Below are 15029 nucleotides of genomic sequence, written 5' to 3'. Positions count from 1 at the left end.
CCGGAAATAGCCTCGCTGGGGCCGACCTCGGGTGACGCCATCGCTGGGCGGCTCGGCACAATGGTTCGGCGGCCCGGGCCCACTTCCGTCAGACCGGATCGTTGTCCGGGCGTGCGCCGGCCCCCGTGACAATCCGGGCCTCGGTCTCGGCGAACTCCGCCCCGCCCGGCTCTCCGCGGTCCAGGACCGATCCCAGCCAGCCCAGGAGGAAACCGAACGGGATGGAGACCACCGCGGGGTTGCTGAGCGGGAAGACCACGAGGTCCACGGTCGGCAGCAGCGCGGCCGGACCTCCCGACACCGCGGGAGAGAGCAGCACCAGCAGGACCGAGGAGAACAGTCCCCCGTACAGGCCCCAGAGCGCCCCCCTGGTGGTGAACCCCCTCCAGTACAGGGTGTAGATGAGCGTCGGCAGGACGGTGGACCCCGCAACGGCGAAGACGAGACCCACCAGGAGGGAGATGTTCAGGCCCTGGGCGTACATGGACAGCCCCGTCGCGATGAGACCGATTACCAGTACCGCGCCCTTGGCGAACAGGAGTTCACTCTTCTCCGACCCCTCGCCGCCCCTGAAGCCGGCCTGGTAGAGGTCGTGCGCCAGCGCGGTCGAGGCGGCCAGCACGGTCCCGGCGACCACGGCCAGGATGGTGGCGAAGGCGACACAGGAGATGACCGTGAGCAGGAACGGCCCTCCGAGGAACTCGGCCAGGAGCAGTACGGCCGAATTCCCCGAAGGGCTGTCGGCCGTGATGGCATCCCGGCCGAGCAGCGCCACCGCACCGAACCCCAGCACCCCGGCCATGACGCAGAACGCCAGCGTCAGATAGGTCGCCCATTGGACCGAGCCGCGTGCCGCACGCGCGGTGGGTACCGCGTTGAGCCGCATGAGCAGGTGCGGGAGTCCGGCAGCCCCCAGTACGAGCGCCAGCTGAAGGCTCACCGAGTCGAGCTTGCCCGCACCGTCGTCGCCGTACCGCACGCCGGGCTGCAGGAACGCCTCCCCCAAGCCGCTGTTGTCCGCCGCCCGGCTCATCAGAGCCGCCGGGTTCCAGCCGAATTCCGACATCACCAGGACGGCCACGATGACGCCTCCGGTCAGCAGCATGACGGCTTTCACCAGCTGAACCACGGTGGTCGCCCGCATCCCGCCGATCATCACGTAAATGATCATTAGTACACCGAGCGAGGCGACCACTGCCTGCTGCGCGCCCCGCCCGGTCAGACCCAGGATGGGTGCCGCCAGCACCCCGGCGCCGACCAGTTGGGCGATCAGGTACGCCAGGGAGATGACGAGTGTGGCGATCCCCGCGGCCCAGTGCACCGGCCGCGGGCGCAGACGCCGCGCGAGAACGTCGCCGACCGTGTACCGCCCGGCGCTGTGGAACGGCTCGGCGACCAGCAGAAGCATCACGATGCAGGCGACGATCGGTCCCAGGAGATAGGGGATCCCGTCGTATCCCGTCAAAGCGACCAGGCCGGGGGAGCCGAGCAACGTCGCGGCGGACATGTAGTCGCCGAAGAGGGCGATACCGTTGCGCGCCGGGGTCAGCCGGCCGTCGCTGACGTAGAAGTCGCCGGGAGTGGCCCGGTCCGACGTGACCCAGATGGCCAGGAACAGGGTGCCGGAGACGAAGGCGGCGAAGACCACGAAGATCGGGAACGATCCGGAGTCGGTGAGCCGCTGTGCTGTGGTCACCGCGCGTTCCTCCTCTGCTCGGCGTGGGCCCTCAGGCGCCGGCCCTCGGGGTCCAGGACGGTTGTGGCGTGGTGGGCGTACCAGCGGGCCGCCCAGACGGTGGTGACGCACTGGAACAGGGCCAGGCCGAGACCGATGTTCAGCGGTCCGGCGATCTGTACGGACATCACGCCCCGCACCTCGCCCGCCAGCAGGGCGTTGAACAGGTACAGGCCGACGACAGCGCCCGTGACGGCGAAGACCGGGCGCCGTCGTGCCGCCTGCGGCCGACGCTGGCCCGGGTCGGCGTGGCGCCGCCTGTCGGAGGACGGAGCCGGTTTCCGCCGCGAACCCCGTTCCCACGGCGGGGGCGGTGGGGCCCCGGGCGTCACCGCGCCGCCCGCAGTGGCGTGGCGCGACGACCGGAGAGGGCCCCGGCCATGGCCCGGTGCGGCTTCGCGTCGGAGTACAGCTCGTGGTCGAGCCCGCTCGGATACCGGGCCGGCGCCTCCCGGCGATCGCGTTCGGGATGCTCGGTCATGCGGCTCATGGCGTGTCCTGGGTATGGGAACGGCTGGTCACGGACGGGGAGACGGCCTACGGGATGACGTCGACCTTCAGCTCTCCGTCCGCGTACTGCCTGCGCAGGGTCTTCTTGTCGAACTTGCCCACCGAGGTCTTGGGCACCTCCTCGAGCAGTGCCCAGCGCTCCGGGAGCTGCCATGCCGCGACCTTCTCGGCCAGGAAGCCGCGCAGCTCCGCATAGGCCACCGTGTGGCCGTCCCGGAGCACCACCGTGGCCAGGGGGCGCTCCCCCCACCTGCCGTCCGGGACCCCGACGACGCATGCCTCGGCCACGTCCGGGTGGGCCATGAGGTGGTTCTCCAGCTCGACGGACGAGATCCACTCCCCGCCGGACTTGATCACGTCCTTGATCCGATCGGTGAGCGTGAGGAAGCCGTCGGCGCTGATCATCCCCACGTCACCGGTGCGCAGCCAGCCGTCGTGGAACTTCTCCGGGTCGTTGTCGAGGTAGTACGAGCCGGTGATCCACGGGCCGCGCACCTCCAGTTCCCCCACGCTCTTGCCGTCCCGGGGCAGGACGGCCCCGTCCTGGCCGATGAGCCGCGCCTCCACCGGCGCCGGGAAGCGGCCCTGGCTGAGCCGGTAACGCCAGGCGTCCTCGCCCTCGGCGCCCTCCGGCGCGCGGGCCAGGGTGCCCAGCGGCGACATCTCGGTCATGCCCCAGACGTGCAGCAGCCGGATCCCCAAACTGTCCTCGAAGGTCCGCATCAGGGAGGGCGGGCAGGAGGAGCCGCCCACGACGGCCTCCTGGAGGCTGGAGACATCGGCCTCGGGGTGGGCCAGGACATGGTTGGCCAGGCCCTGCCAGACGGTGGGCACACCGCATCCCTTGGTGGGGCGGGAGGCGGCGATGAACTCGGCGAGCGGCGCGGGGGCCAGGAACCTGTCGGGCATGGCGAGCGAGGCTCCCGTCAGGAACGCCGCGTACGGCAGACCCCAGGCCTGGGCGTGGAACTGCGGGACGATGACGAGCAGGCGGTCACGGGCGGAGATGTCCATGAGGTCCGGCAGGCTGATGCCCAGTGAGTGCAGGTACAGCGAGCGGTGGCTGTAGACGACGCCTTTGGGGTTGCCCGTGGTGCCGGAGGTGTAGCACATCCCCGCTGCCTGGTTCTCGTCCAGGTCGGGCCAGTCGTAGCTCTCGGGCCGGCCTTCCAGGAGCCGTCCGTAGTCATGGACGTGCGCCGGGCCGTCGGGCAGCGCCGAAGCCGGTGCCTCTCCGCTGACGATGACATGGCGCACGGTGCGCATATCGGGCATCAGCGCGGCGAAGGCCGGCAGCAGGGAGGCGTCGACGATGACGACCGTGTCCTCGGCATGGTTGGCGATGTAGGTGAGTTGCTCCGGGAAGAGACGGATGTTCAGGGGGTGGATCACCGCGCCCATGGCGGGCACGGCCAGATACGCCTCCAGGTGCTCCTGGTTGTTCCACATGAACGTGGCCACCCGGTCGCCCGGCCGCACGCCGAGTTCGGCCAGCGCGTGCGCCAGCCTGGCGGCGTTGCGGCCGACGCGGGAGAAGGACGCACTCCTGGTGCCGTTGCCGGCGGCCGTGATCACCGTGCTGCCGCCGTGCTGCTGTGTGCCGTTCTCCAGCAGCCTGCGAACCAGCAGCGGCGTGTTCTGCATGGTGCTGGGAAAGGGGGGACGGCTGGACATCTGCGAGGTCATCCTTAGCGTCGGGAAGGCAGCGGCTCAGGCGTGAGGGGTGCCGGGCGCGGGGTGGTGGACAGCCGCGGAGGAGCCGGCGCGCCTCTTGGCGTGATCCTGGGTGCAGCCGGTGCGTACGGGTAGCTCCAGGGGGAGGTATCTCTTCGGAGGTCTCCATTCGGAGATGGCCCCGGCTGCGGCGCCAGGCCAGGATGCAACGCAGTGGAGCGCGCAACCGGTCCCTGGTCCGCTCCTCGGGAGGCGACCTACCATGACGGACGTGGCAGACAAAAGGCGGTATCAGCCATGGCCCGATGTCCTGCGCGAGCTCACCGAGGGATACGGCGAGATCCTCGCCCTGCTCGACCAGTCCATCGCGATGCGCCGGATCGTGGACGATGTGCCTGAGCTCAGCGGGGTGGACGTGGCCTGGCTGGGTGAACCGGACGGCGGGGACCGGATCGTGCTCGGGCACACGGTGAACGCCCGGACTCCCGCTGTGAACGGTCTGGTCGTACCCCAGGGGTGCGGGCTCGGGGGGCAGGTGCTCCTCCGGCGCCGCCCGCTGTGGGTCAGTGACTACCGCCGTTCCGACACCATTACCCACGACTTCAACGCCCAGGCCGAGACGGAGGGCCTGGGAGCGATGATCGCGGTGCCCGTCCTCCACGAGGGCCGGCTGCTGAGTGTCCTCTACGGCTCGAACCGCGAGAACTCCGTGTTCGGCGACCGCACCACCCAAGCCCTGGAACAGGCGGCGAGCCGGGCGGCGACCGCCGCGGTGATGGCGGAGCGTGCCCGCCACGCCGCCGAGGTCGCCGTGCACGAGGAGCGGCGTCGGATCGCGCTGGAACTCCACGACACGGTGGGAGCCATGCTGTTCTCCATCGGGGCCGGCATCCGCACCCTGGCCGACGAACTGCCGGAAGGAGACGGCGTGCACGCCCGCCTCAACGACCTGAAGGAGCAGGCCACCCAAGCCGCCGCCGCCCTGCGCGTATCGCTGCACGCGCTCAACGCGCCACCGGAGCAGGTGGCCCTTGGCGTCGCGCTGCGCGGCGACTGCCGGGCCTTCGAAGAACGCACCGGGATCATCGCCCGCCTCATCACCGTCACCGAGATGCCGAGCCTTCCGCCGGCCCACATCAAGGCGCTGGCGGACGCGACGCGGGAGGCCCTACTGAATGTTGAGAAACACGCGCAGGCCCGTTCCGTCGTGGTGAGCGTCTTCACCCTGTCCGGGGGCGTGTGCGTGACCATCGCCGATGACGGCGTCGGCCCGCCGTCGGCGCGCGGGCTCTCCGGTGGCCTCGGCCACGCCTCCATGTCCGAGCGCCTGGAACGGCTGGGCGGCGAGGTCCATGTCAGCCGCAACGAGGACGGCGGCGTGAGCGTCCAGGCGTGGGTTCCGGCATGAACGAACCGACCGTACGCGTCCTGGTCGTGGACGACCACCCGATCGTCCGCGACGGCGTCGCACTGGCACTGGGCAACACCTCCTGGCTCACCGTGTCCGGATATGCCAGCTCCGGCCGGGCGGCGATCAGCGAGGTCGAACGGCTGAAGCCGGACGTCGTCCTGCTCGATCTGCGGCTGCCCGACATGCTCGCCCCCGAGGTGATCCGGGGGATGCGGACCCATGTGCCCGGCGTCAAAGTCGTGATCTTCACCGCCTTCCCGGACCACGCGGCCTTGCAGGAGGCGCTCGACGCCGGAGCGCACGCCGTCGTCGTCAAGGACGCCGACCGATCCGATCTGTTGGACATCGTCCGCCGTGCCCACGCGGGGGAACGGGTGGTCCGCACCAGCCCGGAACACCTTCTCAATGTGCTGCTGACCAGACGGCTGAAGGACAGTGGCCTGACCCGACGCGAGTACGAGATCCTGCGCCGGGTGGCGATGGGCGAGACCAACCCGGAGATCGCCGACGCCCTTGGGCTGACCCGGAACACCGTCAAGACGTATCTGCAGCGGACACTGGAGAAGCTGGGCGCCCGCAACCGCGTCGAGGCGCTCGCCCGCGCCAGCGAGCGCGGGATCCTCTAAGCGGATGCGGTGAAGTTCGCCGCTGATCCCTCGCCGTTCGGCCTGGCCGAGGGCTTGGACGCCGAGAAGGATCAGCACTTGACTTCGCCGTAACCGCTTAGGAGGACTGAGGTCGAGGCGGATCTTACTGTCTGCCGTCTGGTCCGGGGTTGGGGCGGCGGCCGGCGGCAGGTCGCGCAGAAACCGGTCCAGCAGTTCGTGTGACGACCACTACCGGTCCCACCGCGCCCTCCACGCGGCAGCGTCGCTCCCCCAGCCCATCACCGATCCAGACCAGCTCAACCGCCTCCACGTCCCGCCGATGGACCGACCGGCGGCACCCTACACACCTACGAACATGCGCCTGACCAGCACGAACGTAGGCACCCACAGGGCTCTCCCCTCCCCCAGGTGTCGGCCGAGCCCGTCAACGGCCAACGGGCCGACCGGCGGCTACGGAGCCGGGCTTCCTCCATTGGGGCGATACAAGGCCGCCACCTCGTCACCAAAGGGCACCCATATACGCAAAGCCGGTCACATCCAGCCACTCGCTCCCAGCAAGGAGTTCCCATGCGCATCCGGACCGCCCTGTCCACACTCGCCCTCGCCACCGCAGCCCTCGCCGCCGGCGCCGCCGACGCCACGGCCGACGGCGCACCCGGCGTCACCGTCGACAACTCCAGGGACGTGACCTTGCCCAGTGTGTGCAGCAGCAGCGCATTCTCCTTCGTCACCGTCCCTGTCAATCTGCTGGGCGAGTCGGACTCCAGCTCGTGCCGGACAAGCTGATCACCACCGATCCCCACCCACCGCGACACCGCGCGGTCCAGGCCGTGGCCCACATACACAAGGACAGGAAGCCGGCCCCGTGCCCGCAACCGAGGCGGTCCACGTCTCTTCGCCCATCAGGCTCCCTGACCAGACGCGGGGCGCGGCCCGAGGAAGCAGGCGCTGTGGTGGGCCGGGCGGAGAGGCTGACATAGCCAGTGGAGCGCGGAAGCGTGACGGGTCTCCCCTCGCTCGAACAGCGGTTTCGGCCGCCGCGTCCCAGGCGCACTACCGATCGCGGTACGCGGACGTCCGCTGCCCCGCCGCCGCTACCAGTACGTCCGGGCCGTTCGTCGACGAGCCCGCCGCAACGGGCCGCCCACCACGACCACCGGGGCCGGAGCGGGTGAGACCGTCACCGACGGCCGGGGCATGTCCGAGCGGCCCTCAAGTTCGCCGATACTTCTCAGATCCCGGCTTCACCCGCGATCCGGCATGCCTTGTCCACGAGCGCATCGATACGTTCCACGGTGGGCGTGCCTGTCGCGCTCTTGTTCTTCGGTTCATCGATCGCCCGCCTCATCACGCCCTCGGCGATCACGGCCACCTTCCACAGGCCCAGCACGTGCCAGAATTTCAGTGCCGCCGGGTCCCGGCCCGTTTCGGTCAGGTACACCTGAGTGAGCTCGGCACGGTCGGGGAAGCCTTCGAGGACGGAGGCGGGGAAATCTCCCCCGGTCTCCTCCTCCCCCGGTTCCGGCCAGTACGCCAGCAGGCTGCCCATGTCCGCCAACGGGTCGCCCAGCGTCGACAGCTCCCAGTCGAGCACCGCGGTCACCTCCCCGCCGGCGTGGGAGGTGATGACGTTGCGCAGATGGAAGTCGCCGTGTACGAGCGTCAGTTCGTGCTGCTCCGGGACGGCCGCGACAAGGCGCCGGGTGAGGTCCTCGAGGGCGGGCAGCTCGCGGGTCCTGGACCTCTCCCACTGACCCGACCACCGCTTGAGCTGACGCTGCGCATACGGCTTGTGGCTGGCCAGACCGGTCAGCCCGGTCGCCTCGAGATCGACCGTGTGGATCTTTGCCAGCGTCCGCGGCAGCGACATCCCGATCGCCCGGCGGCGCTCGGGCGTCAACGACCGTGCGATCGACATCCTGTCGACGACCTGGCCGTCCACGTACTCCATGAGCAGCAGCGGGACGTCGGTCACGGCAGGATCATCGGTCAGCCCGAGCACCCGCGGGGTCGGGACGGCGGTGTCGTTGAGCGCGGTCAGAATCCTCGCCTCGCGGGCCACGTCGTGCGCCGACGCCAACAGGCGACCCAACGGTGGGCGCCGCAGCACCCACTGGCGGCCGTCCTGGTCCCGTACCAGGTAGGTCAGATTCGACTGGCCGAGCCCGATCCGGTCGAAGACAAGCGGCCCGGTAAAGTCGACGCCGAGGGCCTCGAGCCAGCGGCTCACCGCCCCGGCGTCGATTCCGGCGATGTCCGCGCTAGACACCGATGTCGACTCCTTGTCTGAACGGGAGCGGGTCACCGAGCAGCTGCCCGCCGTCGATCACCATGGTCTCGCCGGTGATCCAACTCGCGTCGTCCGAGACGAGGAAGGCAACCGCCGAGGCGATGTCGGCAGGCTCCCCTATGCGCCCGATCGGCGTCGAGGCGGACACGGCCTGCTCATGCTCCTTCCACAGGGCCTCGGCCAGCTTCGTGCGCACGAGACCCGGTGCCACCGCGTTGACGCGAACCTTCGGCGAGAGTTCCAGGGCCAGTTGCTTCGTGAGATGGATCAGTGCGGCCTTCGACGCGTTGTACAGCCCGATGTTCGCCTCGAGGAGCATGCCGCCGACCGACGCGGTGTTGACGACTGCCCCACCGTGTTCGCCCATCCAGGCACGCGTGGCCAGACCCGTCCACAGGACGGGAGCCCACAGGTTCACGTCGAAGGTCTTGGCGAACCGACCGTGGTCCTGGTCGAGGACCGGCCCGAACGCCGGGTTGGTCCCCGCGTTGTTGACGAGGATGTCAAGGCTTCCGAAGCGCTCGAGCGTCAGATCCACACAGCGCCGGGCCGCCTCTTCGTCGACCGCGTGCGCACCGACGCCGACCGCTGTGCCCCTGACCTGGGCCGCGGCGGCGTCCGCCGCCTCCTGGGACCGGGAGGTGAGGACGACGTTTCCGCCGGCCGCGGCGATGGCCTGGGCGATCGCCAGCCCGATACCGCGCGATGCGCCGGTGACGACGGCGGTGCGACCGGTGAGATCGAGTCCTGCCATCTCAGTTCACCGCCGCCTTGGGACCGCCGGGGCCGCCCGTGCCGCTCGCCGCTGCCGTGGCCACGTCGCGGTACTGCCGCAGTTCTTGTTTGGCGATGGCCCGCTTGTGGACCTCGTCGGGACCGTCCGCCAGCCGCAACGTCCGCAGATGCGCGTACATCATCGCCAGCGGGAAGTCCTCGGTCACTCCCGCTCCCCCGTGCACCTGGATGGCACGGTCGACGATCTTCAACGCGATGTTCGGGGCGGCCACCTTGATGGCCGCGATCTCGGTGCGCGCTTCCTTGTTCCCGACCGTGTCCATCAAGTACGCGGCCTTGAGCGTGAGCAGGCGGATCATCTCGATATCAATACGCGCCTCCGCGATCCAGTCCTGGATGTTGGACCGGTCGGCAACCGGACGGCCGAACGTCACCCGCGACTGCGCACGCCGGCACATCAGCTCCAGCGCCCGCTCGGCCTGGCCGATCGCCCGCATGCAGTGGTGGATACGACCGGGCCCGAGCCGGGCCTGGCTGATCGCGAAACCCTCCCCCTCGCCCTTGAGTACGTCCTTGGCCGGCACCCGCACGTCGGTGAAGTCGATCTCGGCGTGCCCCTCGCGGTCCTGGTAGCCGAACACCGGCAGCCCGCGCATCACCGTGACCCCGGGGGCGTCGATCGGGACCACCATCATCGACTGCTGGCGGTGCGGGGCAGCGGTGGGATCCGTCTTCCCCATGACGATGAGCACCTTGCAATTGCGGTGCAGGGCATTGGACGCGAACCACTTACGGCCGTTGAGCACGTACTCGTCGCCGTCGCGCTCCATCCGCAGCTCGATATTGGTGGCGTCGGAACTGGCGACACGCGGCTCGGTCATCGCGAAGGCCGAGGCCATCGTCCCGTCGAGCAGGGGCTTCAGGTACTTCTCCTTGTGCTCGTCGCTGCCGAACAACGTGAGCACCTCCATGTTGCCGGTGTCGGGAGCGTTGCAGTTGCACGCCTCGGACGCGATATGACTGCGTCCCATGATCTCCGCCAGCGGCGCGTACTCGAGATTCGTCAGCCCCGGGCCCCACTCCGTGTGCGGGTGGAAGAGGTTCCACAGTCCGCGCTTGCGCGCCTCCGCCTTGAGTTCCTCGATGATCGGCGGGTGGAAGTTCGGGTCACCCGACGCGCGCATCTGCTCGTGGTAGACCGCCTCAGCGGGGTAGATGTGCGAATCCATGAACTCGAGCAGATCCGCCTGGTACTTCTTGGCGCGGTCCGACGTCTCAAACAGGGACATCTCAACTCCTGACGGGTAGGGAGGGAAAACTCGGTGGGCGCTTGTCGAGATGGCTGGCCACGCCTTCGACGAAATCGGCCCCGCGGAATGCCTGGAGCATGACGCCTTCCGCCCGGGTCACGGAATCGGCGTAGGTGCCGTCCGCGTCGTCGCGCAGTTGGCTCTTGATAGTGGCCATGGATGCCGGGGAGCAGCGCGCCGCCAGATCGGCGGCGTATGCGACAGCGGCGTCGACCACACTGCCGGTGGGGACCAGGTGGTCAAGGAGTCCGATACGGAGTGCCTCCTCGGCGTCCACCATGCGACTGGACAGCAACAGGTCCGTTGCCCGGCTGTGCCCCACCAGCCGGGGCAACAGCCAGGAGATCCCGTACTCGGCGATCAGCCCGCGCTGCGCGAACGCCGTGGTGAACCGGGCCGAGGGCGAGCCGAAGCGAATGTCACAGTAGAGCGCCTCCACCATGCCCAGCCCCGCGGCCACCCCGCCCACCGCACCGATCAGCGGTTTGCGCAGGGTCAGCGGCACATCGCGCGGCCGACGGCGCGCCCTGTCCGCCTCGGAGACCTCGCCGACCGCCCGCAGCCGCTGGAGATCCGCACCGGCGCAGAATCCGCGTCCCGCGCCGGTGACCACGACGGCGCGTACGTCCGGATCGTCCTCGGCGGCGTCGAGCAGCGTGAAGTAGCGGTTTTCGAGTTCGTCGGTCCAGGCGTTCAGCTTGGCGGGCCGGTTGAACGTGAGCACCAGCACGGGCCCGCGGTGTTCGGCGAGGACGAGCTCGCCCGGCGCGCCGGTCATGCCTGCGCCAGCAGGGAGCTCTGGTAGCGGCGCATCCCGCGCAGCCACCGGTCGTAGTCCGAGCCCTTCTGCCGGTACATGTCCAGAACGTCTTCATGCGGCAGGATCAGGAAGCGCTCGTCCTCCATCGCGGCGAGGACGGCGTCGGCGACCTCGGCCGGCTCGAGGACGTCACCCGCGGACGTGACGGCCTGCGTGGCCGCTCTCCCCAGGGGATCCCCGGAGTCCTCTCCCGAGTGCAGCAGCCTGGTGTTCACTCCCATCGGGCACAGACAGCTGACATGGACCCCGCGATCGCCGTAGGTGACGCTCAGCCATTCGGCGAAGCCGACGGCCGCGTGCTTGGTGACGGCGTACGTGGCGGAGCCGATCTGGGTGAGCAGCCCGGCCGCCGAGGCGGTGCTGACGAAGTAGCCCTCGCCGCGCTCGAGCCACCGCGGCACCAGCAGCGTTGCCGCACGGATGTGGGCTCGCAGGTTCACGTCGATGGACAGGTCCCAGTCGTTCTCGCTCGCGTCGAGGCCGGGTGCCCCGGCGATGCCCGCGTTCGCGAAGTAGAGGTCGACCGGACCGAACGCGCTCTCCGCCAGGGCGATCAACTGCTGGATCTGGGCGGTGTCCGACACATCCGCGCCGGCGCTGACGGTGCTGCCCGGATGGTCGGCGTTGACTGTCTCCGACACCGCCCGCGCGGTGTCCGGGTCGAGGTCGGCGACGACGACCCGGGCGCCTTCGCGGGCGAGCCGGGTGACCAGCGCGCCGCCGATGCCGCCACCGCCACCGGTGACGATGGCGACCTTTTCTGCAACGTTCACAGCGAACCCTCTCCGTGGCGGGGCATGCGGTGCCGGAGCACGGCCCGAGATGAGGCGACCGTCTCCCCCCACCTGTATATTTGAATCCGACGTCAAGTTCAACCCATCACCACGGAGAAGGCCGCCTCGCCCCACTGAAGAACCAGAAGCGGGTCAACGCCTCCACCACACACGAAAGATGGCCAGTCGGCCACGAGCGCCCCGCCGCGAGCCCGCTTACGGGCACCATCGCCCACCGACTCCACGCCTCTGACTCGGCCCGGCGCGGCGGCCGTGTCGTCGGGTGTATCGACCCAGGTGGTCGAGCGTGAAGGCGCGCACGAGCCGATCCCGTCGCCGACGCGGGCGCCAGGATCCAGGATCGTCGAACGGTCGCGGGCGGAAGACTCCGCCCCGGTGGGCGCTACGGCCGGATCAGCGGTGGCCGGGGAACCGCAGGGCGTTCGCCCAGAGCCGGGTGACCGTGGACACGAGCTCCTCGAAGTCCACCGGCGTACCTTCTTCTTGCCTTTCGCCGAGCACAAAGGCGTTATAGGCCATGAGGCTGACCATGCCCGACAGCGCGCGGGAGGCCATCACCGGATCGATCTCACAGTCAGCGACACCCCGCGCCTGCAGGTCGGCGATGCCGCGGGCGTTGCGGCGGATGAACGCATCCGCACGCCGGCTTCGGAACTTACGGAACTCCGGCTCCACTTGGGCGACTTGCTCAAGCAGTCCCATCAACCGCGCGTTCCGCTTGTATGCCTCGAGATACGCGCGATTGCTCGCCTCGAGTACCGCATACGGATCGTCGGTACTCTGCACCCGGCCCACGCCGGGGTGCATCATGTCCTCCTGCGCCTCCAGGAGGACGGCGGCAAGCACCTCTTCCTTGTTGGCGAAGTAGGTGTAGAAAGATCCCGACGCGCAATGGGCCTCTTTGGCGATGTCGGTCAGGCGGGTGTCGAGGTAGCCGTCCCGCTCGAACACCTTCCGTGCGGCCTTCACCAAAGCCGCGCGCGTCCGCGCTCCGCGCTTCGTCGGCGGCGGCTCGCGAAGTGGCGAGAGAGGCGCCACCGGCGGTGCCTCCTCGCCGTAATTCTCCTCGGGCGCGGTGGTATCCATCCTCAGAAGTGTACTTGAATCCGACGTCGGAGTCACAAATTCGCAGGGTGGGTTGTGCGGGGCGACGGCCGCGGCCCACACGCCCACATGCGCTGAAGCCGGCCGTTCACCTCGGCGTACTCACCGACGAGGCGCTTGATGACAGATCAGAGCCGGGTAATGCGGCCGGATCGAGCCCCGCTCCGCGGCGGACCGATCTCGTCCGTCCACGGATGTTCAGTGCCGGCGGGCGGGTACGTCGCCGAGCGCGGGGTCGCGGGCCAGATTCGTACGGTCGATGGAACGCTTGAGGATCTTCCCGCTCGGGCCCTTGGGCAGCGAGTCGACGAACCGGATGATGCGCGGGACCTTGTAGGCGGACAGGCGCTCTCGTGTCCAGCTCGACACCTCAGCGGCACCGAGCTCCGAACCGGGCCGGGCGGCGACGACCGCGGCGACCTCCTCGCCGTAATGGTCGTCGGGAACGCCGACCACGGCCGCCTCGATGATGTCCGGGTGCTCGTAGAGAACTTCCTCGACCTCACCGGGGTAGACGTTGTAGCCGCCGCGGATGATCAAGTCCTTGATCCGGTCGACGATGCGCAGGTCGCCGTCCGTGTCGGTCTCACCCAGGTCGCCGGTCCGGAACCAGCCGTCGGGCGAGATCACCGCGGCGGTGTCCGCGGGGCGGTTCCAGTAGCCGCGCATCACCGTGGGTCCCTTGATGTGGACCTCGCCGACGGTGCCCGGCGGACACTCGTTGCCATCGATGTCACGCACCTGGACCCGCAGCCGCGGAACCGCCCGGCCGGTGTACCCGGTCTTGCCGCCGCGGTCGATGTCGTTGAAGGTGCCCAACGCGGTGGTCTCGGTGAGCCCATAGCCTTCGAGGATGGTGCAGCCGAACCGGGCCTCGAAGGCCCGGGCGATCTCCCCGGGCAGCGACGCGCCGCCGGAGACGGCGACGCGGAGCCCGGCGAAGTCCGCCGGGCTCGCATCACCCGCCGCGTGCAGCATCGCGTTCCACATGGTCGGTACGCCGGCCATGATGGTGAGCCGGTCGCGGCGCAGCATCTCCAGCATCGCGGCCGCGTCGAACCGGGCCAGCAACGACAGCGAGCCGCCCACGGTCAGGGTCGCCATCAGTACCGACGCCTGGCCGAACACGTGGAACAGCGGGAGTCCGGTGCCGGTACGGTCGGCGCTCGATCCGCGGCTGCACTCGGCGCCGATCTCCCCGGCGGACAACAGGTTCCCGACCGTGAGCTGGGCACCCTTCGGCCGCCCTGTCGTACCCGAGGTGTACAGGATGGCCGCGGTCTCGTCGCGGTCCCGGTCGACGACAGGGAGGGTGGCAGCATCAGTGACCGTCGCGCCGGGGGACAGCGTCCAGGAGGGCACCTTGAGCGTCTCGGCCGCCTCCGCGACGGCGGGGCCGAGGGCGTGCCACGCGATCGCCAGCGAGCAACCGGCGTCGCCGAGGACGTACTCGGCTTCGGCCCGGGTGGACATCGTGTTGACCGGCACCACGACACAGCCCGCGGCCTGGATCCCGAGGTAGGCCACCACGAACTCGGGCACCGACGGCGCCGCCAGCAGCACCCGGTCCCCGGGGGACAGGCCCGCGGCGGCCAGGGCGCCCGCGTACCGTGAGCTCGCGTCGCGCAATTGCCGGTAGGTCCACTGATCCGCGCCGCCGCGCAGCGCGATGTTGTCGGGAGTCGCGGCCGCGTGGCGGCAGACCGGGTCGAAAACACTGGCCATGGACGGTGCCTTCCAGGGATGTGAGCAGGTGATGCGGTACGGATCTCACCCTCGCCCATCAGTAGACTTGAACCCGGTCTCGACTTCAAGTCTTTGGACAGCGGAGGCGTCCGGCGGCGGCCGGAGGTGCGTAGCCCCCAGGTATCTCGCCGTGGATGACGGCGATACCAGCGTCGCGAACCGCGTACGGCAGCTCATCCGGAAGAGATTCGGCCGGCGGCGGGACGGGAGGGGGCAGGCGTCCGGCCGCTTGGCCGGGCACCCGCGGTCGGGTGCCGACCCGGCATGACCGGTCTCCCGCGCCCGGTCTCCC

14 protein-coding genes are annotated in these 15029 nt (G+C 69.7%); 3 read left to right on the top strand and 11 right to left on the bottom strand.

Going from position 1 to position 15029, the window contains the following annotated elements:
- Nucleotides 1-88: 88 nt before the first annotated feature.
- The 4 genes from ABZU99_RS19840 to ABZU99_RS19825 are packed head-to-tail and all read right to left on the bottom strand — an operon-like array spanning nt 89 to nt 3919.
- On the bottom strand, nt 89-1696 hold the full coding sequence (locus ABZU99_RS19840; RefSeq protein ID WP_356046079.1) for a cation acetate symporter: 1608 nt from the start codon (nt 1694-1696) through the stop codon (nt 89-91).
- On the bottom strand, nt 1693-2067 hold the full coding sequence (locus tag ABZU99_RS19835) for a DUF485 domain-containing protein (protein WP_355944180.1): 375 nt from the start codon (nt 2065-2067) through the stop codon (nt 1693-1695). Before ABZU99_RS19835 ends, ABZU99_RS19840 begins: the two co-directional genes overlap by 4 nt.
- Complete coding sequence (locus ABZU99_RS19830) at nt 2064-2225, bottom strand: hypothetical protein (protein WP_355944178.1); 162 nt, start codon at nt 2223-2225, stop codon at nt 2064-2066. The genes ABZU99_RS19835 and ABZU99_RS19830 overlap by 4 nt, the downstream gene beginning before the upstream one ends.
- A gap of 47 nt (nt 2226-2272) precedes the next feature.
- Nucleotides 2273-3919, bottom strand: coding sequence for a fatty acid--CoA ligase (locus ABZU99_RS19825; protein ID WP_356046075.1), 1647 nt, complete (start codon nt 3917-3919; stop codon nt 2273-2275).
- A gap of 271 nt (nt 3920-4190) precedes the next feature.
- Between ABZU99_RS19825 and ABZU99_RS19820 the strand changes: the two genes are divergently transcribed.
- The 3 genes from ABZU99_RS19820 to ABZU99_RS19810 all read left to right on the top strand — a co-directional run bounded on the left by ABZU99_RS19820 (nt 4191) and on the right by ABZU99_RS19810 (nt 6724).
- The gene (locus tag ABZU99_RS19820; RefSeq protein ID WP_355944174.1) at nt 4191-5327 is read left to right on the top strand and encodes a GAF domain-containing protein; all 1137 of its coding nucleotides are present in this window, start codon (nt 4191-4193) and stop codon (nt 5325-5327) included.
- The gene (locus ABZU99_RS19815; RefSeq protein ID WP_355944172.1) at nt 5324-5956 is read left to right on the top strand and encodes a response regulator transcription factor; all 633 of its coding nucleotides are present in this window, start codon (nt 5324-5326) and stop codon (nt 5954-5956) included. The genes ABZU99_RS19820 and ABZU99_RS19815 overlap by 4 nt, the downstream gene beginning before the upstream one ends.
- Before the next feature lie 549 nt (nt 5957-6505).
- Nucleotides 6506-6724, top strand: a complete 219-nt coding sequence (locus tag ABZU99_RS19810; RefSeq protein ID WP_355944170.1) for a hypothetical protein — start codon at nt 6506-6508, stop codon at nt 6722-6724.
- Nucleotides 6725-7169: 445 nt separating this feature from the next.
- Here ABZU99_RS19810 and ABZU99_RS19805 read toward each other — a convergent pair whose 3' ends face one another.
- The 7 genes from ABZU99_RS19805 to ABZU99_RS19775 all read right to left on the bottom strand — a co-directional run bounded on the left by ABZU99_RS19805 (nt 7170) and on the right by ABZU99_RS19775 (nt 14716).
- A complete protein-coding gene (locus ABZU99_RS19805) occupies nt 7170-8207 on the bottom strand; it encodes a phosphotransferase family protein (protein ID WP_356046072.1) in 1038 nt (345 codons plus the stop codon).
- Nucleotides 8200-8982 carry an SDR family oxidoreductase gene (locus tag ABZU99_RS19800; protein ID WP_356046070.1) on the bottom strand — a complete coding sequence of 261 codons (783 nt, stop codon included), beginning with the start codon at nt 8980-8982 and terminating at the stop codon, nt 8200-8202. Before ABZU99_RS19800 ends, ABZU99_RS19805 begins: the two co-directional genes overlap by 8 nt.
- A 1-nt stretch (nt 8983) precedes the next feature.
- Entirely contained in the window at nt 8984-10252 is a 1269-nt protein-coding gene (locus ABZU99_RS19795; RefSeq protein ID WP_355944164.1) for an acyl-CoA dehydrogenase family protein, read from the bottom strand.
- A gap of 1 nt (nt 10253) precedes the next feature.
- Nucleotides 10254-11051 (bottom strand): enoyl-CoA hydratase-related protein, encoded by a 798-nt coding sequence (locus ABZU99_RS19790; protein ID WP_356046068.1) that lies wholly within the window; start codon nt 11049-11051, stop codon nt 10254-10256.
- Complete coding sequence (locus tag ABZU99_RS19785) at nt 11048-11866, bottom strand: SDR family oxidoreductase (protein WP_356046066.1); 819 nt, start codon at nt 11864-11866, stop codon at nt 11048-11050. The genes ABZU99_RS19790 and ABZU99_RS19785 overlap by 4 nt, the downstream gene beginning before the upstream one ends.
- Nucleotides 11867-12280: 414 nt before the next feature.
- The gene (locus tag ABZU99_RS19780; RefSeq protein ID WP_355944158.1) at nt 12281-12973 is read right to left on the bottom strand and encodes a TetR/AcrR family transcriptional regulator; all 693 of its coding nucleotides are present in this window, start codon (nt 12971-12973) and stop codon (nt 12281-12283) included.
- A gap of 216 nt (nt 12974-13189) precedes the next feature.
- Nucleotides 13190-14716 carry an AMP-binding protein gene (locus ABZU99_RS19775; RefSeq protein WP_356046064.1) on the bottom strand — a complete coding sequence of 509 codons (1527 nt, stop codon included), beginning with the start codon at nt 14714-14716 and terminating at the stop codon, nt 13190-13192.
- Nucleotides 14717-15029 lie beyond the last annotated feature (313 nt).

Source organism: Streptomyces sp. NPDC005266, from assembly GCF_040607655.1.
Taxonomy (GTDB): domain Bacteria; phylum Actinomycetota; class Actinomycetes; order Streptomycetales; family Streptomycetaceae; genus Streptomyces.
The sequence above is the reverse complement of the archived record's forward strand: the minus strand, read 5'-3'. Positions and strand labels throughout refer to the sequence as shown.